Below are 20,400 nucleotides of genomic sequence, written 5' to 3'. Positions count from 1 at the left end.
CATATCACTTATTTTTATTAATTTATTTTTTTTGTAATTTTATTTCTCCATAATTAGGTATTATTAGTTTAAACAATTTGTGTTCTTCGTAAGAGCTTATTTTAAAATTAGTGGATATTGTAGTTTTACCGTCATTAGTATTCATAGAACAGATATTTGTTTTATATTCGTTGCCATTTTCATCGATAAGTATTAGATTGTCTATAGGGAACTCTTTATTTTCATATACTTGATTTACGTTAAAGATAATATTAAGTGAAGTAGGCTCAGCCTTAATAGAAACTATATCTATATTCGGTATACTGTTTAAAGCACTATAATTATATTCTTTAACATACTCCAAATTATTTTGTATTAATTTTAAAGTCCAGTTACCTTTTATTGAAGTTTTATTATTTTTATATAATATGTTGACTTTATCTACTTTTATAACTGCTTCTTCTATTTTAGGTATAGAACTATCGCAGGATTCAAGAATTATGTCATACTGTACTTCACCTTTTTCTAAATCGAGTAGTTCAAATTTATCTTCTACACTTGATATGATTGATTTTTTTATATTTAAATTTTCTTCTTCAGTATAACCAGATTGTCCAATATAATTACCATTTTTATCGATAATGCTATAACTTAAGTATATTTTTTCTATATCTCCTTTTAATAATGATAAATCTTCAATTTTTATTTTAAAACTAATACCTATTTTATTAGAATCAGCAAAATAGCTTTGTAATTTTATTGATATATCATTATTAGTTGTTTCTGATTCTATCCTATTTATATAGCCATTATTAATAGCTGTTTCAATACCTTTATCGTTAAATTTAAAAAATGATTTTATTACACTTGCTATTACATCATTTGACAGAATAGCACAAACCATAAGTAAACACATAGCAGCAGCAATTGTATTTTTAAAATATTTTTTTCTTTTATTTTTCTTTCTTATTGATTCATATGCATTATCTATTGATGCTCTAACCTTATCAGAAATTGCACATTCACTATTTAAAACCTTTGATAATTCAATTTCAAAATCATATCTCATTTAATATCACTCCTTCATCATCTAAAAAATATTTCTCTCTCAATATAGTTTTTGCTCTTGATAATCTTGATTTAATTGTACCTTCAGGTTCATTAGTTAATTCACTTATTTCCCTTATGTTAAAGCCAGCAATGTAATAAAGAACTAACACCAATTTATATTCTTTATTCAAAGTATTAAGTGCATCATTTAATTCAACTTTAAAAAATTCGTTATTGTTGTTATTCTTTTGAGGTAATATATCTTCTACAGGGATAATTTTTTTATTCTTATTTAAAATAGAATTACATTTATTAATGAGAATTTTGCATATCCAAGTATTAAAATATTTTTCATTTTTAAGTGTTTTTATGTTTTCATATGCTGAAATAATTGTATCTTGAAGTGCATCTGCAACATCATCTTCATTAATAAGCATACGTTTTGCAACTTTATAGAGAACTATTTCATACTGCTTCATAAGATTAATAAAGGCTTCTTCATCTCCTTTTTTAGCCTTTTTAACCATCAACGATATTTCCAAACTATTGCACTCCCTTCTAAGTGTAGTCTAATATGTGCACATATTGTTTCATTCACTTTATTAGATAAATAACAAACTTATTTAGTTGCATAACTTTAAAAAAATATTATCAATTATGTATGTTGCTATTATACGTTATAATTAATAAAGTTAAAATAAAAAAGAGATAGTAATATTAATCACTACATTATTAGCATAAGATAATAACCTTTACAAAATGGATTTATGTGTTAGAATAAAATTAAAAGCAATGTTAAATTTTTAGGAGGAATTATGAGTATAGAAAAGGATATGATTTTGCTTGATATTGTAGAAAAATATCCAGAGACAGAAGATGTTTTTCATATGTATGATGAGAGAGCAGGTGTATGTATTATGTGTTCTCATCTGTTTGATTCATTAGAATCTGTAACAGAAAAATATGGTATAGAATTAGATGAAATATTAAATAAACTAAATAGAGCTATTAATAGTTAAAGTTATAATATTAAGAGGTGAGTAAATGTATACTTGTGCAGCCTGTAATGAACATTATTGTAGAAGAGGAGAGTTAAAAAAAACACCCTCAAACTGCCCTTGTAATGAAACTGAAGAAGTTGAGAAATTTAAGGAATTATATTTACAGGAGGAAAATTATAAATTAGCTTATAATTCTGCTTTGGTGGAAGCAGAGGGTTATTGTAAAAAAACCAGACTTGAAGAAATAATGGATTTTGCAAATAAATGTGATTTTAAAAAATTAGGAATTGCATTTTGTGTTGGTTTAAACCAAGAAGCTAAAAAGTTAGCTCAAATACTTAAAGAAAATGAATTTGAGGTATGTTCTATTATATGTAAAAACGGAAGTATTCCTAAAGAATTTTTGAATATTAAAGAACATCAAAAAGTTAGACCAGGTAACTTTGAAGCAATTTGTAATCCAATAGGACAAGCGATGCTTTTAAACAATGAAAAAACAGATTTAAATATAATATTAGGGCTTTGTGTAGGTCACGATTCGTTGTTTATAAAATATTCAGAGGCACCTGTAACTGTTTTTGCAGTTAAGGATAGAGTATTGGCACACAACCCATTAGGTGCACTTTACCTTTCAGATAGCTATTATAAGGATAAATTGCATAAAAAGTAATATAACTATTTAAAATTTATATAAGGAGGTACAGAATATGAATTGGAAATTTGAAGACGGGCGTATATATAGTGTAGATGATAAGGGTGAATTAATGGCAGAGACAACTTATGTTTTAAAAGAAAATGGAGTAGTTGATATTGACCACACCTATGTTAATCCAGTTTTAAGAGGACAAGGTGTAGCCTCAAAAATGATGGAGGTTGTTGCAGAGTTTTTAAGAGAAAAAGGATTAAAGGCAACAGCAAGCTGTTCTTATGCAAATAGTTGGCTTCAAAAGAACAAAGAAAAATATTCAGATATAATATCAAAGGAAATTGAAAATGAAGCTATTGCCTGCAAAATAGGTGGAAAACATTAATAGAAACAAAAAAGTTGAGGTATTAAGTACTTCAACTTTTTTTGTTTCTACTGCTTTATAAACCTCGTGATGTTAATAAATTCCTTGCTTCAGAAAAAATTTCAATCATAGATACATAAACCATAACACCAGCAGAAAAACCAAGGCTTATTGAAAGGAATTTAGTATTTGTCTTTTTAGTAAAAAAATGACATAGAACTTCCTATACCTGTTGATAGACCTGCAATTAATGTTAGCGAAAATGATATAAGTATATTATTAAGTTTTGATGAAATATGTTTTTTTTGGTCATTTTTTTGTCAAAGTTGAAAAGGAATTCTTTAAAATTCATAGAATATTTATAATATAAGTTTCATTTTAAAAATTAAATATATTATGTGCTACTTTAATTATTATTTTCATAAATATTTTATAGATGGAGGTGCAGGTGTATGAATACCTATAAAATTATTGAAATTAAAGAAAGCGTTTTCTCTAATAATTATAGACAAGCAGATAAACTCAGGGAAGAGTTAAAAAACAAAAAGACATTCTTACTAAATCTTATGTCTTCACCTGGTTCAGGTAAAACTACTACTGTTTTAAGAACAATAGAAGCATTAAAGGATGAAATGAAGATAGGTGTTATGGAGGCAGATATTGATTCTGATGTTGATGCAAGCTTAGTTGCGAAAACTGGTGCAAAGGTAATACAGTTACATACAGGAGGAATGTGTCATCTTGACGCAGATATGACAAAACAAGGATTAGATGCACTTGAGGCGGATGGACTTGATTTAGTTATACTTGAAAACGTAGGAAATCTTGTTTGCCCAGCAGAGTTTGATACTGGCTCCTCAAAAAATGCAATGATTTTAAGTGTTCCAGAGGGAGATGATAAACCACTAAAATATCCTTTGATGTTTTCAGTTGTAGATGTTCTTTTAATAAATAAGATTGATGCGATGTGTATATTTGATTTTGATATTGAGAAGGTAAAGGAACGTGTTAAAAAATTAAATCCAAACATAAAGGTTATACCAATCTCTGCAAAAACAGGGGAGGGGTTTGATGAATGGATAGATTGGTTAAGAAATGAGGTAAAGGCTTGGAAGGAATAATTTTTGAAGGGGGATAGAATTATGGTAAAAGAAAAGGTACTTGATTTAGCAAACAAGATAAGCAGAACAAAGCGTGGTTCAAAGGATGAAATTACTCCAAATGACCCAGAATACAAAATATTAGAGCCTATAGTTACTGAGGAGATGGCAGAGGTAGGATTGTGCCTTGAGCTTAGAAAACCACAAAGTGCAGAAGAAATTAGTAAAAAATGTGGCAAATCTGTAGAGGAGACAGAAAGGTTACTTTGGGAATTAGCAAAAGCTGGAGCAGCATTTGTAAATAAAATTGATGGAGTGGATAAGTTTTGGCACGAAATTTGGGTTCCAGGTCATATGGAGATGATAGTTAATAATAAAGAAAACGCAAAAAAATATCCACAGCTTGGTATGGCATTTGATGCATATGGTAAAAAGAGAGGACCTAAGGCGGCAGGTAATGTGCCAGTAGGACTTGGCCCAATGCGTGTAATTCCAATTGAACACGCAATTGAAGGCGAAACAAGAAGGGCTTCCTTTGAAGAAATTTCAAAATATCTAAATGAAAATACAATTTTTTCAGTTTCTGACTGTTCCTGCCGTACCGCAAGAGAGGCAATGGGAGAGGGATGTGGCCATTTAAAGGAAGATATGTGCATTCAACTTGGACATGCAGCTGAATATTATATTAGAACAGGAAGAGGAAGGCAGATTACTCGTGAAGAGGCCTTTGAAATTATAAAAAGAGCAGAAGAAAATGGGTTGATGCATTGCATTCCAAACACAGATGGGCCAGGAAAAACTCACGCTATCTGCAACTGCTGTGGATGTGGATGTTTTGCTGTAAGAATTGCAAATATGTTTGTAAACCCTGATATGGTGCGTTCAAACTATGTTTCTCAGGTTGATAAGGATAAGTGTGTTGCCTGTGGAGAGTGTGTAGAAAACTGTCCAACAAATGCCCTAAAACTTGGTCAAAAGTTGTGTTCTAAAAATCCTATTCCTGAGAAGAAAAGAGAACTCCCCTATGATACTGAATGGGGACCTGACAAGTGGAATGTAGATTATCGTACTAATAGAAGGGTAGTGTTAGAGACTGGTTCAAGTCCTTGCAAAGCAGAATGCCCAGCTCATATTGGTATTCAAGGATATATAAAGCTTGCGGCACAGGGAAGATATACAGAGGCACTTGAACTTATAAAGAAGGAAAATCCATTCCCAGCAGTATGTGGACGTGTATGCCCAAGATACTGTGAATCAGCTTGTACGAGAGGGGATATAGATGATCCAGTTGCTATAGATGAAATTAAAAAGTTCATTGCAGAACAGGATTTAAATAAAGAAAGAAGATATATTCCAAAAAAGAGACACAACTATGGTAAAAAGATTGCAGTAATTGGCGCAGGTCCTGCAGGACTATCTTGTGCTTATTATCTTGCAATAGATGGTTATAAAGTAACTGTATTTGAAAAGGAAAAGGTATTAGGAGGAATGTTAACTTTAGGAATACCATCCTTTAGACTTGAAAAGGATGTTGTTAATGCTGAAATAGATATATTAAGAGAATTGGGTGTAGAATTTAAAACAGGTGTTGAAGTTGGTAAAGATATTAAGTTAGATGATTTAAGAAAACAAGGTTTTGAAGCCTTCTATATTGCAATTGGTGCTCAAGCTGGAAGAAAACTTAAAATTGAAGGAGAGGAAGCAGAGGGAGTAATAACTGGTGTTGATTTCTTACGCAGTGTAAATTTAGGAGAGCTTAAAAATCTAAATGGCAATATTGTTGTGATAGGAGGAGGAAATGTTGCAATAGACGTTGCAAGAACAGCAGTAAGAGTTGGGGCTTTAAATACTTCTATGTATTGCTTAGAGAAGAAGGAGGAGATGCCAGCCCTCAAGGAAGAAATTGAGGAGGCGGAATCAGAGGGAATTGTAATAAACAACTCTTGGGGACCAAAACGTATTTTAACAGAAAATGGTAGAGTTGTTGGGGTTGAGTTTAAAAAATGTGTTTCAGTATTTGATGAGAATAAGAAGTTTAATCCAAAATATGATGAAAATGAAACAAAGGTAGTAAAGGCTGATTATGTTCTAATTTCAGTAGGTCAAGTAATTGATTGGGGAGGATTAATTGAAGGTACAAAAATTGAGCTTAATCCAAACAACACAATAAAGGTTGACCCAGATACTTATCAAACAGGAGAAAAGGATGTATTTGCAGGTGGAGATATTGTAACAGGACCAAAGTTTGCAATAGATGCAATAGCTATGGGAAAAGAAGGAGCAATATCAATACATCGCTTTGTACATCCAGGACAGAGTTTAGTTCTTGGTAGAACTAAGAGAAATTACAAGCCTTTTGATAAAGAAAATGTTATACTTGAGGGTTATGACAGAATGCCAAGGCAAAGACCAGTTCACGTAGAAGGAGATAAGGCAAAGACAACATTAAGGGATTTACGTGGTACATTTACAGAAGAACAGGTTAAAAAGGAAACAGAACGTTGTTTGAGCTGTGGTGCTACAGTTGTTGATGAGTTTATGTGCATAGGCTGCGGACAATGTGTGACAAAGTGTAAATTTGATGCAATCAAGCTTGTTAAAAAGTACGATGCACAAAACCCAGAGTTTAGTAAAATGAAATCAACAATAGTTAAATATGCTCTAAAACGAAAAATTAGGATTACTCTTAAAAAGCCTTTAAAGTATATGCAGTCTGTTTTTACAAGAAAAAAATAAGGGGTTTATTATAGAAAGTAGTTTATATGACGCTTAAGTTTTTAATAGATTATATATTGTCGCCAACGTTTAAGTTGGCGACAATGTTGTAGGGCTAAAATTTTTAAAGAGGTGTTAATATGCATGAATTAGGTGTTATAATTGAAGTTGTTAAATATGTTGAGGATTTTGCAAAGAAAAATAAGTTAACAAAAATAGATACTCTTGTTCTTCAAATAGGAGAGCTTTCTGCTATGATTCCAAGATATATTGAGGCTTGTTATCCAGCTGCAGTAGACGGGACAATGCTTCAGGATACACAATTGAAAATTGAAATTTTACCTGCAAATGCAATATGTAGAGAATGTGGTAGTGTATTTAATGTTATTCAAAATAATAAGGTATGTCCTAAATGTAAAAGTGAAGTTTGGGAACTTCTTTGTGGAAGGGAGTTTATGATAAAGGAAATTGTAGCCTATTAATATAGGTATTCCCCCTCTTGATAGGTGTTAAATTTTATTAATAAAAAGACTATATCTGCATTATTATTTTTGCATAACTTCAATTGCAAAATATTCATAAAATTAAATATTAACTATAACTTTTTATAATTGAATATAACAAGTTTTTTAATTCATAATTACAGGTTTTACATTTTAAATTCATTATATAGTGAATAGAAATCAATTTGTTCAGTTAAATAAATGAAAAATCAAAAAATTAAGAATATAAAAACTTTTTATTGAATTATTGCGGTTGTTGTCGAAATGTGTATAATAGTATTTGTGTGATGAACAAATAAGAAAAAATACCTAAGGAGGGGGACAAGCAATGGCATCAAACAAGAAGCCAACAGGCAAACTTACACTGGTATCATTGATACTTATGATTTTTACTTCAGTGTACGGCTTTAACAACATTCCAAGATCATTCTATAAGATGGGATACGCTGCTATTCCATGGTTTATACTTTCAGGAATAACTTTCTTTATTCCTTTTGCATTTATGATGGCTGAATATGGTGCAGCCTTCAAGAATGAAAAGGGTGGAATTTATTCTTGGATGGAAAAATCAGTAGGACCAAGATTTGCGTTCATAGGTACATTTATGTGGTACGTTTCATACATTATATGGATGGTTAACGTATCACAAGGTATGTGGGTTCCTTTCTCAAATGCTATATTTGGTAAGGATACAACAAAGGATTGGGTAATTCTTGGATTATCAGGACCAAAACTACTTGCTGTACTTGGTATATTATGGATAGTATTCGTAACTTACATCTCAACAAAGGGTCTTGACAAGATAAAGAAGATTACTTCACTTGGTGGTTCAGCAGTTGCAGCACTTAACATAGTTCTATGGATAGGTGCTATAGCAATATTAATATTAAACAAGGGACAACTTGCTCAACCAATAGAAGGACTTAAGTCATTTACTCAATCACCAAATCCTAAGTATGCAGGAAATATAATGGCAGGACTTGCGTTTATAGTTTATGCAATATTTGCATACGGTGGAATTGAAGCAGTTGGTGGTCTTGTTGACCAAACTGAAAATGCTGAAAAGACATTCCCAAAGGGAGTTGCTATATCAGCAGCAATAATATCAATAGGTTACTCAATGGGTATATTACTTGTAGGTATATTTACTAACTGGACAAATGTTATAAATCAAGAGGGTGTTCACTTAGGAAACGCAGGTTATGTTGTTATGACAAACCTTGGTATTGAATTTGGTAGAGCTATAGGTGTTAGTGATGCTACAGCTATGGCAATGGGAGCAGGAATTGCAAGATTCGTTGGTATATCAATGTTCTTAGCTCTAATGGGAGCATTCTTCACACTAACTTATGCACCACTTAAGCAAATGATAGAAGGTACGCCATCTGAATTATGGCCTTGGAAGATGGGTGAACTTAAGGATGGTATGCCAATATATGCAATGTGGGTACAAGCTGGTATAGTTGTTGTTATGATAGCTTTACTTGCAGTTGGTGGAGACTCAATGTCAAAGTTCTTTGACATACTTGTTGCAATGACTAACGTTGCAATGACTCTACCATATATGTTCCTATCAGGTGCATTTGCACCATTTAAGAAGAAGACAGAAATACACAAACCATTTGAAGTGTTCAAGAGCTATAATAGTGCACTATTTGCATCAATAGTTGTAACACTAACAGTTGGATTTGCAAACTTCTTTACAGTACTTGAACCAGCATTAGATGGAGATATGAAGACTACATTCTGGTCAGTTGCAGGACCAATATTCTTCTCAATAGTAGCTTTCATAATGTACTATGTATATGAAAAGAAGACTGAATCAAAGAAGGCAGATAAGGTTGCATAATTATAAATAAAAAATAAGTGGCTTTAGGCCACTTATTTTTTACTCAATTTTTCTATATATGCATCATTTAATGCCTTAAGTGTTGAAGCATCAACAGTTCCAGTAGCATTTAACCCAATACTTTTTTGGAAAGATACTACTCCATTATAGGTTTTGCTTCCGAATATTCCATCTATAGTTCCTACATTATATCCTAAGAAGGTTAGTGCTGATTGAATCTGAACAACATCGTTTCCCTTCATACCCCAATATATAGGTAGTTTTGATACTTTAATTGGTTCTTCATTTACATAGATTCTAAATTCCCTTATATCTTCAACAACTTCAGACAAATTGTCTATGATATAAACTTTTAATAAGTAATTACCACTCTGTTGAGGTGTAAATGAATAATAATTATTGTCAACAAAGTCTGTTTGAACAATTATATTATTATCCTCATATATTTCAAACTTATATTTAAATCCTAAGTCGCTTCCTCCGAAAGTAGATGTCTTTATTTCGATTTTTCTTTTTTCAAAAGCAGGATTAGTTATTTCAGCTTTTTCTATATATGGTTTATTAAATACTGTAAAAGTAATTTCCCTTGTATCATCCTTCTCGTTTATAGACATAACATCCTTTGTATTAATAATAACTTTATACTCTCCTTTTTCGACTGGAGTAAATTTAAATTGACTTTCTGGAGTATATTGTGTTTCGGAAATAATTGAATTATTCTTTAGTACTTTAAAATTGTATAGGTAATTGCCTGTTCCACCTAAATTAATTGTATTAATTGTGACTTCCTCTTGTGTAAATAGTTTTGTTTTATTTATATTAATTGAATCAATGGTTACAGTTGGATAGGCCATAATTTTAACTTCTCTTATATCGTCAAAGGCTGAGTTGGACAGATTGTCCCTCATATATATTTTGATAGTATATTCACCTTCATATTTTGGTGTAAAAGTATATATGTTGTTCTCTTTGTATTCTGAAGATTCTATTAAAATATCGTCTTTGTATATTTCAATTCTGTATTGATATCCTGTATTTGAGCCTCCTATTGATGTGGCAGTGATGTTTATCGGTTGATTTACAATACTTTTTTCTTTATTAATAATTATTTGTGATATTTTAGGTAGAAGATTATCGGTGTAACTGCCGTGGTAGTAAAATGAAAGTATTTCTTTAAAGGTTTGTCCAGCATTTGCACGATTTTTTGCACCAATTTGGCTAAGTCCAACTGCATGTCCATTTCCTTTACCTGTAAAACTGTAAATATCTGTACTTGCGTTATATGTTAGATTATATAATGAACTTGGTACTGAAAAGGCAGTTCTTGTTCTGGATTTAGTTAAAGTAATTTTCTTTATAGCACCGGATACATCTTTATATAACACGTCAAGAGTGGCTACTCTTCCGCTTTGATATCTTGTTAAACTTGATAAATCAAGCTTAATAAATGTATCGTTTTGTGATATAATGCCTTTTTGTTTTAACAGGTTGTTTAATTGTGAAGATGAATAACTTATGGTTTCAGGTTTCCAAGACTCATTATCGAAGGTATCAGGTTTTGCTATAAAATATGGAAGTGCTGAAGACCACACATTTTCAGTAGCCTCAGTGTATCCGCCATTGCTTGCAGAGTAGAAGGCTTGTACAAGTGTTTCGTTATATAGTTGAACTTGTCCACGTGTTTCATCGACAGCTCTTATTACATTTTTAAGTTTGTCGTTATAACCTCCATAGACTTGACATTCAATTGTGTCATTCAAATCAAATCCAAGTGATCTATAAAGATTTAGGTTTGAGAGTGTATAGTTTCTTGCGGCAACTGCCTGTGCCTTTAGTGCCTCAAGTGGGAAGTAATCCGACATTTCAAAACCTACAACTCCTTTAAGATAGTCTTCTATGAATAAGGAGTTAATAGGATATATTTTGCCGTCAATTATTTTAAATTTAAAATCCCCTTGATATTTGTTTGTAGTGGTTCCACTTTGTACTGTTAAAAGTGAAGTATTATAATTTACGGGATAAAGATTAATTTCATCATAAGTTTGTCCTTTAAACAATATTTTTGTTCCACTAATTGTCAATGAAAAGGTACTACCGGAGAAGAGTACTTCGTTATTAAACAAATAATCTCCGTTTAATATAATAGAGATATTGGTATTTGCCATACTTTTTAGGCCTATTCTAATTTTATTAAAGTATGAACTATTGGTGTAGGCCTTAGATTTAGAAGGGGAATAGGTTAGAGCTGTAAAAATTAAAAATACTGACAGTAAAAGAGACAATGTTTTTTTCATATGATACCTCCTTTGTGTAGATGTTTATCTAATTATCGGTTATTCTTTTAAGACTATTTATTATTAAAATGGAGGTAATGTAGCAATTATGTTCCAATTCGATTATATTTGACAAATTACGATAATAGTTATATCATAATATTGTATTATTGTGATATAGGAGGTATAGTATGAAAAAAGCTGTTGATTTTCATAGAGAAGGATATAACTGTGCAGAGGCAGTAATAAAAGCCGCAAATGAAAAATTTAATTTAGATATTCCAGTAAATTTAGGAAGTGCCTTTGGTGGGGGGATGGCAGTAGGAAGTACCTGCGGTGCAGTAACTGCTGCAGCTGTAGTTTTAGGATATCTAAAGGGAAGAAAGGATGCTTCAGAAAGAAATGAAGCCAGAACTCCAATGAGAGAAATTATGAAAAATGTAAAAGAGTCTTATGGAACAGATAATTGTATTCAATTAAAGAAAAATGGTGTTTCTTGTGATGAAATCATTGATTATATAGATAATTTGCTTGAAAATGTTTTGAAATAGAATGAAAAAGTACCCATCATAGATATAATATATGCTAATTTTGAGATTACGATCTAATATATTTTATATAAAAGCAGGTGTCGAATTCATACTTAAAAAAGACATCTGCTTTTATTGTTTTCAAAGTAAAATACAGTTTGCTTTTTTAGAATGTTTAGAAATATAATATAATTAGACTTTGACTAAATAGAAGGTGAGACGATATGAGAAATTTTATTTTATTAATAAGAACAATAATAACAGGATTGTTTACAGGAATAGCCTTTGCACTACCCCTTGGGCCGGCAGGTTTAGAATCTATAAAAAGGACAGTAAACAGTGGTATTAATGAGGGGTTAATGGTTGCAATTGGAGCAGTTTTAGCGGATGCCTTTGATATTTTGTTTATTAATATAGGTCTTTTTAGTTTGTTGAATCAAAATAAAAGCACTGAGGGTCTATTCTTCATTATATGTGGTCTTCTTATTTTATTTTTTGCTTTTCAGGATATTAAAAATTACAAGGGTAATAGGGATGAAAATATAAAAAAATATGATTCAAAGCCTGTTTTAAAGGGGTTTATAATAGCCTTCACAAATCCTATGACACATTCCTTTTGGTTAACCATAAGTGGTACGCTTATACATAGATTTAGTGATATGAAGCCTATTTACTATTATATATTTTTGATATTTATTATAGTTGGGATGTTTATTTGGTTTGTGTTTTTAAATTTAGCAGCATTAAAGGGAATCCAGAGGTTGGAAAATAATAAAAATAATGAAATAGTTGAAAAGCTTACAATAATAATAATGTTTTTGATAGGTATTGGGTTTATTGTATTTGGTCTATATAATTTGATAAATCTAAAAAGGGTGATTAAATGAAGGAGAATATAAGATTAGAAATTAGAACTAAAGATACAATAGGAATAACCTTAAAAATACTTGAAAAGTTGTATGAAATGAATATAGATTTAAGGGCTGCTGAGGTTTTTTCTAAGAAGGTTTGTATTAAAATAGATGAAATTTCAAAGGAAAGGCTTCAACGATTAATAGAAAAGATATTTGAAATTAAAGAGGTATTAAGTGTTGATGAAGTTGAATTGTTATCCTATGAAAAAAATGAAAGAAAGTTAATTGCAATAATCGATGCTGTAGATGAGGGGATACTGGCAGTAAATAAGGATTATAAAGTTGAAATATTTAATAGATATTGTGAAACACTTTTTAAATATAATAAGGATGAAGTAATTGGAAGTGATATAAGAGCAATAATAAATAAAGATGCTCCAATGTTTAAATTATTTAAAGATGGTATTCCCTATGATAATGTTGAGCAAATAGTAGATAGAGGGGATTTTAAGATACATTATTTAACATCAGGAAGGCCAGTATTAGATGATTTAGGAAATACGATAGGTGCAGTGGCTTCGATTAAGGATATTAATAAGGCTATGCAGCTTGTTGAGGTAGTAAACACAATAAAGGATGGGGCCTTTTCAGATATCATAGGTAAAAGTAATAAAATAGAATATGTAAAAAGAATTGTATCATCTGTTGCAAAAACAACCTCAACGGTTTTATTGCTTGGAGAAAGTGGAACAGGAAAGGAACTTTTTGCAAAGGCAATTCATAGGTTAAGCAGTAGAGCAAATAATAAGTTTATTGCTATAAACTGTGCAACTCTTCCAGAAAACCTTTTAGAGAGTGAACTTTTTGGTTATGAAGAGGGAACCTTTACAGGAGCCCTAAAGGGTGGGAAGAACGGCATTTTTGAAGAAGCAGATGGAGGTACACTCTTTTTAGATGAAATAGGTGAAATGCCATTAAAATTGCAGGCTAAGATTTTGAGAGTCCTTCAAGATGGAGTAGTTAGGAGAATAGGCTCCAGTAAGGAGACAAAGGTAGATGTCAGAATTATAGCTGCTACAAATAGGAATATAGAGGATATGGTTAAAAATGGAGAATTCAGAGAGGACCTTTATTATAGATTAAGTGTAATGCCTATTTATCTTCCTCCACTTAGAGAAAGAAAGGAGGATATTCCGCTACTTGTTAATTATTTTGTAGAGAATCTAAATAAAAAATTTAATAGTAAAATAAAGAGAATAGATAAAGGCTATATAGAAGAGTTAATGAAATATAGTTGGCCAGGCAATATTAGAGAATTGCAAAATGTTGTAGAGAGGTCAATTATATTATGCGAAGGAGACACATTAATAAAGGATAACATCTACATAAATACCGATAAGTTTATACAAAATAATATTATTGATATAAGTGAAGAGGAAAGAACACTTGAAGAAATTGTATCTGAATGTGAAAGGGAAGTGATAAAAAGGGCATTAATTAAATACAAGAGCTACAGAGAGGTAGCGAAACATTTAGGAGTTTCCCATACAACTATAATGAATAAAATAAAAAAATATAAACTCTATTTGTAAACCTATCTTTACTTGCGTAAAAATAAGTTTACAAATTTTAAGTTAAAATGTAAATAAAACTTTACAACAATTTAAAATCCTTTGAACTTTCAGTGTTGTATTTTTGGCATCATATTTGCTTATACTTCATTGATAAAAGTTCAAAGGAGGAACCTTTATGGATAGGGAAAAAGCAAAAAATATGGGATTTTCAACAAAAGCAATACACGCAGGAAACCATAAAAATGAATTTGGTACATTAGCAACTCCAATATATCAAACTGCTACATTTGTTTTTGATAGTGCACAGCAGGGAGGAAACAGATTTGCAGGAAAAGAAGAGGGATATATTTATTCAAGGCTTGGTAATCCAACTGTTAGTGTGCTTGAGGAAAAAATAGCAATTTTAGAAGGTGCAGAGGCCTGTGTTGCAACATCATCTGGTATGGGAGCTATTTCTTCAGCACTTTGGACAGCACTTAAGGCAGGAGATCATATAGTTGCTGCAGATACACTATATGGCTGTACCTTTGCATATTTAAACCACGGACTTACAAGGTATGGAGTTGACGTAACTTTTGTAGATGCATCAAATCCAGAAAATGTAAAGAATGCGATGAAGGAAAATACAAAGGCTATTTATATAGAAACTCCAGCAAATCCTAATCTTAAATTAATAGATATAAAAAAGGTAGCAGAAATCGCACATAGCAAAGAAGACTGCATATTAATTGTAGACAATACCTTCTGTACACCATATATTCAAAGACCAATTGAACTTGGTGCAGATGTAGTTGTGCACTCTGCAACAAAGTTTTTAAACGGTCACGGCGATGTTATTGCGGGCTTTGTTGTTGGAAAAAAGAGCTTCATAGATCAGGTTAGATTATTTGGTATAAAGGATATGACAGGTGCTTGTTTAAGCCCATTTGATGCATACCTAATTTTAAGGGGACTAAAAACACTTGAAATTAGAATGGAAAGGCACTGCAGTAATGCTTTAAAGGTTGCAAAGTTCTTAGAAAAACATAAGGCAGTTAAAAAGGTATACTATCCAGGTCTTGAGAGCTTTGAACAATATGAACTTGCAAGGGAACAAATGAGCCTACCTGGTGCTATTATTGCCTTTGAATTAAATGGTGGCGTTGAAGAGGGAATAAAGGTTCTTAATTCTTGTAAAGTATGCACCTTGGCAGTAAGCTTAGGGGATGCAGAGACTCTAATTCAGCATCCAGCGTCAATGACTCACTCACCTTATACAAGGGAAGAGAGATTAAAGGCTGGTATATCTGATGGACTTATAAGACTTGCTGTTGGACTTGAAAATGCGGAGGATATTATAGCAGATCTAAAACAAGCTTTAGATGCTATAATATGATATAAAAATCTATAGAGGGGTAACACTATAAAAGGAGCAAGTTTTTGCTCCTTTTATTAATTAGGAATTTTTAATTTTTTCTTAATGACTTTATAACTACAATGGTATATAATAGCTGTAGAGGTGGTAATATGTTGTATATATGGATATTAGTTTCACTTGCAGCAATCTTAATTGATGCACTTACAAGTAGTTTTATATTTTTTAGCTTTGCAATAGGAGGAATTGGAGCATTAATTCTTTTAATGTTTAATGCTTCAATTGCAGTACAGGTTATTGTATTTATGGCACTTAGTATAGCGTCTATACTTTGGGTTGCACCATATGTTAGAAAAACACTTAAAAAAACACCACCTGCCTTTAAACCAATGGAGCAAAATTATATAGGTAGGGTATTGACGGCAGAGGAAGATATACAAGATAAGACACAAATCAAATATGAAGGTATATATTGGTATGTCTTGAATGTAGGGGAGCCAATAAAGAGGGGGGATAAATTTAAAATTACAGGTATAGAAGGAAATAAGTTGATTGTTGAAAAATATTAATTTCTTTTTTAAAAGGAGGGCTTATTTTTTTATGAACAAAAAAGTTGTTAGAGGATTATTGATTTTAGCTGGTTGCTGTTTTATTATAGCTTCATTAATAAACTTAATTTCAAATACCGGAAAATGGTATATAATGATTATACAATTAGTTACGGCAATTTTAATGTTTTTAAGTGAATACAAAATAAAAAATTCAATTAAGAAATAGTGGAGGGATTATAATGGACAAAATTTTATTAATAGTAGTGTTGTTGTTCTTACTTATCATTATATTTTCAAGCATAAAAATAGTTAACACAGGTTATCTTTATGTAGTAGAAAGATTTGGTCAATTTCATAAAGTATTAGAGCCAGGTTGGCATATATTAATACCATTTGCTGACTTTGTTAGAGCAAGGGTTTCAACAAAACAACAAATTTTAGATATTGAACCACAATCAGTTATAACTAAGGATAATGTAAAGATATCAATAGATAATGTTATATTCTATAAGGTTATGAATGCAAAGGATGCTATATATAATATTGAGAATTACAAATCAGGTATTGTTTATTCAACAATAACTAATATGAGAAATATAGTAGGTAATATGACACTTGATGAAGTTTTATCAGGAAGAGATAAAATAAATGCTGAGCTTTTAAGGGTTGTAGATGAAATAACAGATGCATATGGAATTAAGATACTATCAGTTGAAATCAAAAATATAATACCACCTGCCGAAATACAACAGGCAATGGAAAAACAAATGAAGGCAGAAAGAGATAAGAGAGCAGCAATACTTCAAGCAGAAGGTGAAAAACAAAGTGCAATTGCAAGAGCAGAGGGACAAAAGCAGGCGATGATACTTCAAGCTGAGGCAGAAAGAGAAGCAAATATAAGACGTGCAGAAGGTATGAGGGAAGCACAGCTTCTTGAGGCAGAAGGTAAAGCTATGGCAATGGAAAGAATTGCACAGGCTCAAGCAGAGGCTATTAGAAAGGTTAATAATGCAATTCACGAATCAAATACTGATGAAGTGGTTATTGCATTAAAGCAGGTAGAGGCACTTCAAGAAATGGCTAAGAATCCGGCAAATAAGCTTATTATACCAAATGAGGTTGTTTCAACATTAGGAAGTATATCTGCTGTTGCAGAGATGATTAAAAAGTAAAGGAAGGCTGCATATGCAGCCTTCTGACTGTTGAAAAAGTTAGCCCCATGAAGGATTTCTTGGGCATCGCTTCATTTCGCTAAGCAATTCTAAGCTTTTCTTTGTTTGAAAAAGTCCTACCCTCGCGATGCCATCGTCCTGATGGCCGCTCGACTCGGCACGTCCTGTGCCGAATTATGGACTTTTTTAAAGTTGAAAAGCAAGAATTGCTATAGCTCATGAAATATGCCTTTTTAAAATCCTTTCATGGGGCTATTTTCATACTTTAGCTAACAAGTGGGGGTGTCATTAATCTGAGCCTTTTTATTATTGCTTTAGTTTAAGAGTTATACTATAATGTAGGATGACAATATTTTGGGGAGTGAAAGGTAAAATTATGATAAAGTTTTACAATAGAAGAAATAAAGAATATCAAATAGAAAGGGTAGCGGGTAATTGGGCTATAAAATGGATATATGGTTCAAGGCTTTTTGGTGCAGGACTTCTTCACTTTTTAATTAAGAGAAGAATAGCTTCAAGGCTTTATGGTATTTATTGTTCAATGTCTGTTAGCAGAAAAAAGATAGATAAATTTATAAGGGATTTTAATGTGGATATGGATAGATTCCAAGTTCCAGAGGGTGGATTTAAGAGCTTTAATGAGTTTTTCTACAGAAAACTTAAGAAGGATATGATGAATATTGAAAAAGAGGATAGGGTTCTTATATCACCCTGTGATGGGAAGGTTTTGGCATATCAAAATATAGATATAGATATGCTTTTGCAGGTTAAGGATATAACATATTCCTTAAGGGAATTAATTGGTGATGATGAGGTGGCTGACAAATATAATAAAGGAACTTGTTTAGTTTTTAGACTATGTCCATCTGACTATCATAGATTTCATTTTATAGATGATGGAATATGCGAAAAGACAAATAAGATAAAGGGATGCTATTATTCGGTGAATCCTGTTGCACTTGATAAAATAGAAAAGTTATTTTGTGAAAATAAGAGAGAATGGAGTATTTTTCATTCTAAAAATTTTGGGGATATACTTTATGTAGAGGTTGGAGCAACCTTTGTTGGTTCAATTGTTCAAACCTATAAGCCAAATGAAGAGGTTAAAAGGGGAGATGAAAAGGGATATTTTAAATTTGGTGCGTCAACAGTTATTCTTTTCTTTAAAGAAAATATAGCCATAATAGATGGTGACATATTAGAACAGACACAAAAGGGTTATGAAACCTATGTTTATATGGGTGAAAAGATAGGAATAAAAAGGGAGGAGTAATTCCTCCCTTTTTAATTTAAAAAAAATTAAAAATTTAATTTTAAAACATAGAGGTAAATGTAGAAAAAACAAGAAAATATATGCAAATATTTGAAGGTATTAAGATACTAAAAAAATATCAGATAATAAAAACTAATACATAAAATTATTCAATTTATAAAATTTGTAAAATTAAAATTATGGGAGTAAAATTGTTTTATGATTTAGTTCAGGGGGGTGAGAAAATGGAGGATAATGTTGAAAAGGTTATTCAAAATATAATACACATTGATAGGAGTGCTGAAGAACTTAGGAGAAAAGTTGATGAGGATGTTGGAAGAAAAAAAGCTGAATTTAATAGAAAAATAGAACTGATGAAAAAGGAGATAGTGGATAAAAAAATTAATGAATTACAGGATATAAAAGATAGGGAAATGAAAAATATTCAAAATGAAGAGATGAAAATAATCGGAATGTATAATTCTAAAGCAGATGGAATAGAAGGAAAGTATAGTTTAATAAAGCAAGAGTTTTTAAAAGAAGTATATTGTGATATTTTTTTTGAAAAAGATAGGTGATGCTTATGCCTGCTGTTGTAAATTATGAAGCAATTAATACAAAGGTACATTCAATTTTAGGAAGAAGATTAAAGGGGGACGACTATAAAAAATTATTATCACTAACTTCAGTTAATGAAATTGCTCTATATCTTAGCAAAAATAGTGATTATGGAAGATATATAGCAAGTGATAATCTAAATGGCATCCATAGAGATGAATTAGAAAAAAAGTTAAAAATGATGTTAATCTATTATATTGACAAATTTGATAACTATTTTAGTGGAGAGTATAGGGATTTTTTTATGACCTTCTATTCAAAATATGAAATTTATGATTTAAAGAGGCTTGCAAGGCTTATACACATTGAAGGTGAACTACAGTCCCTAAGAGAATACTTGGTATTTGTTGATTATTACAAAAACATTAATGTCGATAATATTATAAAGGCAAAATCAATTGTTGAACTAATAGAGTTTCTAAATAATTCTGTTTATTATCCTTATTTAAAAAATTTATTAGACGGTAATAAAGAAGAAAATCTATTCAGATTTGAAATGGTATTAGATAAAACATATTTTTCAATTCTATTCAAGAAAATAAAAAAATTATCAGGAATTGATAAAAAAGCATTCTTTGAAGTATTTGGACCCATTATTGATATGATAAATCTCCAATGGATATATAGAGGTAAAAAATTTTATAATATGTATCCAGATGAATTGTTTAATTACACCATAGATGGTGGCGGAAAGTTAAATTATAAAAGCATTAAGGAATTATGTTATTCAAAAAGCGTTGAGGAATTAGAGGATAGAATAAAGCTTACTCCATATTCATTTCTAATTAAAGGAGATGATATGCAGGATATATATATGGAAAGAAGGATGAACAGATATATATATTATAAATTAATAAATACAATAAGAAAAAATAAGAGGGACATATCAAATGTATTAGCCTTAATGCAGATAATAGAATTTGAAATAAGAGATATTGTTTCAATTACTGAAATGGTTAGGTATGGAATAGAACTTAGTCAGTCAAATAATTTTTTAATAAAGGCTGTCTAACTG

At 30.9% G+C, this 20,400-nt stretch carries 20 protein-coding genes and 1 pseudogene; 17 read left to right on the top strand and 4 right to left on the bottom strand.

What is annotated here, in order from left to right; translation table 11 throughout:
• Nucleotides 1-22: 22 nt before the first annotated feature.
• On the bottom strand, nucleotides 23-1,048 hold the full coding sequence (locus A3M9_RS0106205; protein WP_027308452.1) for a DUF4179 domain-containing protein: 1,026 nt from the start codon (nucleotides 1,046-1,048) through the stop codon (nucleotides 23-25).
• Complete coding sequence (locus A3M9_RS0106200; protein ID WP_242826185.1) at nucleotides 1,038-1,571, bottom strand: sigma-70 family RNA polymerase sigma factor; 534 nt, start codon at nucleotides 1,569-1,571, stop codon at nucleotides 1,038-1,040. The genes A3M9_RS0106205 and A3M9_RS0106200 overlap by 11 nt, the downstream gene beginning before the upstream one ends.
• A gap of 273 nt (nucleotides 1,572-1,844) precedes the next feature.
• On the opposite strand from A3M9_RS0106200, the gene A3M9_RS0106195 reads away from it, so the two are divergent.
• The 3 genes from A3M9_RS0106195 to A3M9_RS0106185 are packed head-to-tail and all read left to right on the top strand — an operon-like array spanning nucleotide 1,845 to nucleotide 3,061.
• The gene (locus tag A3M9_RS0106195; protein WP_035165979.1) at nucleotides 1,845-2,048 is read left to right on the top strand and encodes a hypothetical protein; all 204 of its coding nucleotides are present in this window, start codon (nucleotides 1,845-1,847) and stop codon (nucleotides 2,046-2,048) included.
• A gap of 25 nt (nucleotides 2,049-2,073) precedes the next feature.
• Entirely contained in the window at nucleotides 2,074-2,700 is a 627-nt protein-coding gene (locus A3M9_RS0106190) for a DUF1847 domain-containing protein (RefSeq protein WP_027308449.1), read from the top strand.
• Nucleotides 2,701-2,737: 37 nt separating this feature from the next.
• Nucleotides 2,738-3,061 (top strand): GNAT family N-acetyltransferase, encoded by a 324-nt coding sequence (locus A3M9_RS0106185; protein WP_027308448.1) that lies wholly within the window; start codon nucleotides 2,738-2,740, stop codon nucleotides 3,059-3,061.
• A 73-nt stretch (nucleotides 3,062-3,134) separates the two neighbouring features.
• Here A3M9_RS0106185 and A3M9_RS14865 read toward each other — a convergent pair.
• A pseudogene (locus A3M9_RS14865) lies at nucleotides 3,135-3,336 on the bottom strand (zinc transporter ZupT); the annotation flags it as partial.
• Between the two features lie 156 nt (nucleotides 3,337-3,492).
• Here A3M9_RS14865 and hypB point away from each other — a divergent pair.
• From hypB to yjeM, 4 genes are all read left to right on the top strand, one after another.
• Nucleotides 3,493-4,161, top strand: coding sequence for a hydrogenase nickel incorporation protein HypB (hypB, locus tag A3M9_RS0106180; RefSeq protein WP_027308447.1), 669 nt, complete (start codon nucleotides 3,493-3,495; stop codon nucleotides 4,159-4,161).
• Nucleotides 4,162-4,182: 21 nt separating this feature from the next.
• Nucleotides 4,183-6,876: an FAD-dependent oxidoreductase gene (locus A3M9_RS0106175; RefSeq protein ID WP_027308446.1), complete on the top strand. Its 2,694-nt coding sequence runs from the start codon at nucleotides 4,183-4,185 to the stop codon at nucleotides 6,874-6,876.
• Between the two features lie 119 nt (nucleotides 6,877-6,995).
• Entirely contained in the window at nucleotides 6,996-7,337 is a 342-nt protein-coding gene (locus A3M9_RS0106170; RefSeq protein WP_027308445.1) for a hydrogenase maturation nickel metallochaperone HypA, read from the top strand.
• 349 nt (nucleotides 7,338-7,686) lie between these two features.
• Nucleotides 7,687-9,207, top strand: a complete 1,521-nt coding sequence (gene yjeM / locus A3M9_RS0106165; RefSeq protein WP_027308444.1) for a glutamate/gamma-aminobutyrate family transporter YjeM — start codon at nucleotides 7,687-7,689, stop codon at nucleotides 9,205-9,207.
• A 32-nt stretch (nucleotides 9,208-9,239) separates the two neighbouring features.
• Here the strand turns inward: yjeM and A3M9_RS0106160 are convergent, their stop codons facing one another.
• Nucleotides 9,240-11,501, bottom strand: a complete 2,262-nt coding sequence (locus tag A3M9_RS0106160; protein WP_027308443.1) for a SpoIID/LytB domain-containing protein — start codon at nucleotides 11,499-11,501, stop codon at nucleotides 9,240-9,242.
• A 170-nt stretch (nucleotides 11,502-11,671) separates the two neighbouring features.
• Here A3M9_RS0106160 and A3M9_RS0106155 point away from each other — a divergent pair, with 170 nt between their 5' ends.
• From A3M9_RS0106155 to A3M9_RS0106110, 10 genes are all read left to right on the top strand, one after another.
• A complete protein-coding gene (locus tag A3M9_RS0106155) occupies nucleotides 11,672-12,031 on the top strand; it encodes a C-GCAxxG-C-C family (seleno)protein (RefSeq protein WP_027308442.1) in 360 nt (119 codons plus the stop codon).
• A gap of 203 nt (nucleotides 12,032-12,234) precedes the next feature.
• A complete protein-coding gene (locus A3M9_RS0106150; RefSeq protein ID WP_027308441.1) occupies nucleotides 12,235-12,897 on the top strand; it encodes a LysE family translocator in 663 nt (220 codons plus the stop codon).
• Nucleotides 12,894-14,456, top strand: a complete 1,563-nt coding sequence (locus A3M9_RS0106145) for a sigma 54-interacting transcriptional regulator (RefSeq protein WP_027308440.1) — start codon at nucleotides 12,894-12,896, stop codon at nucleotides 14,454-14,456. The genes A3M9_RS0106150 and A3M9_RS0106145 overlap by 4 nt, the downstream gene beginning before the upstream one ends.
• A 157-nt stretch (nucleotides 14,457-14,613) precedes the next feature.
• On the top strand, nucleotides 14,614-15,813 hold the full coding sequence (gene megL, locus A3M9_RS0106140; RefSeq protein WP_027308439.1) for a methionine gamma-lyase: 1,200 nt from the start codon (nucleotides 14,614-14,616) through the stop codon (nucleotides 15,811-15,813).
• 131 nt (nucleotides 15,814-15,944) lie between these two features.
• Nucleotides 15,945-16,361 carry an NfeD family protein gene (locus A3M9_RS0106135; RefSeq protein WP_159431452.1) on the top strand — a complete coding sequence of 139 codons (417 nt, stop codon included), beginning with the start codon at nucleotides 15,945-15,947 and terminating at the stop codon, nucleotides 16,359-16,361.
• A 31-nt stretch (nucleotides 16,362-16,392) separates the two neighbouring features.
• On the top strand, nucleotides 16,393-16,569 hold the full coding sequence (locus tag A3M9_RS14605) for a hypothetical protein (RefSeq protein WP_156897878.1): 177 nt from the start codon (nucleotides 16,393-16,395) through the stop codon (nucleotides 16,567-16,569).
• Nucleotides 16,570-16,582: 13 nt separating this feature from the next.
• Nucleotides 16,583-17,515, top strand: a complete 933-nt coding sequence (locus tag A3M9_RS0106125) for an SPFH domain-containing protein (RefSeq protein WP_027308437.1) — start codon at nucleotides 16,583-16,585, stop codon at nucleotides 17,513-17,515.
• A gap of 376 nt (nucleotides 17,516-17,891) precedes the next feature.
• Complete coding sequence (locus A3M9_RS0106120) at nucleotides 17,892-18,788, top strand: phosphatidylserine decarboxylase (protein ID WP_027308436.1); 897 nt, start codon at nucleotides 17,892-17,894, stop codon at nucleotides 18,786-18,788.
• A 224-nt stretch (nucleotides 18,789-19,012) separates the two neighbouring features.
• On the top strand, nucleotides 19,013-19,345 hold the full coding sequence (locus tag A3M9_RS0106115; protein WP_027308435.1) for a hypothetical protein: 333 nt from the start codon (nucleotides 19,013-19,015) through the stop codon (nucleotides 19,343-19,345).
• Nucleotides 19,346-19,350: 5 nt separating this feature from the next.
• Nucleotides 19,351-20,397, top strand: a complete 1,047-nt coding sequence (locus A3M9_RS0106110) for a V-type ATPase subunit (protein WP_027308434.1) — start codon at nucleotides 19,351-19,353, stop codon at nucleotides 20,395-20,397.
• Nucleotides 20,398-20,400: the final 3 nt, after the last annotated feature.

The organism is Caloramator sp. ALD01, assembly GCF_000472625.1.
Lineage (GTDB): Bacteria > Bacillota > Clostridia > Clostridiales > Caloramatoraceae > Thermobrachium > Thermobrachium proteoclasticum.
Note: the sequence above shows the minus strand (reverse complement) of the source record. Positions and strands in the feature narration are given on the sequence as shown.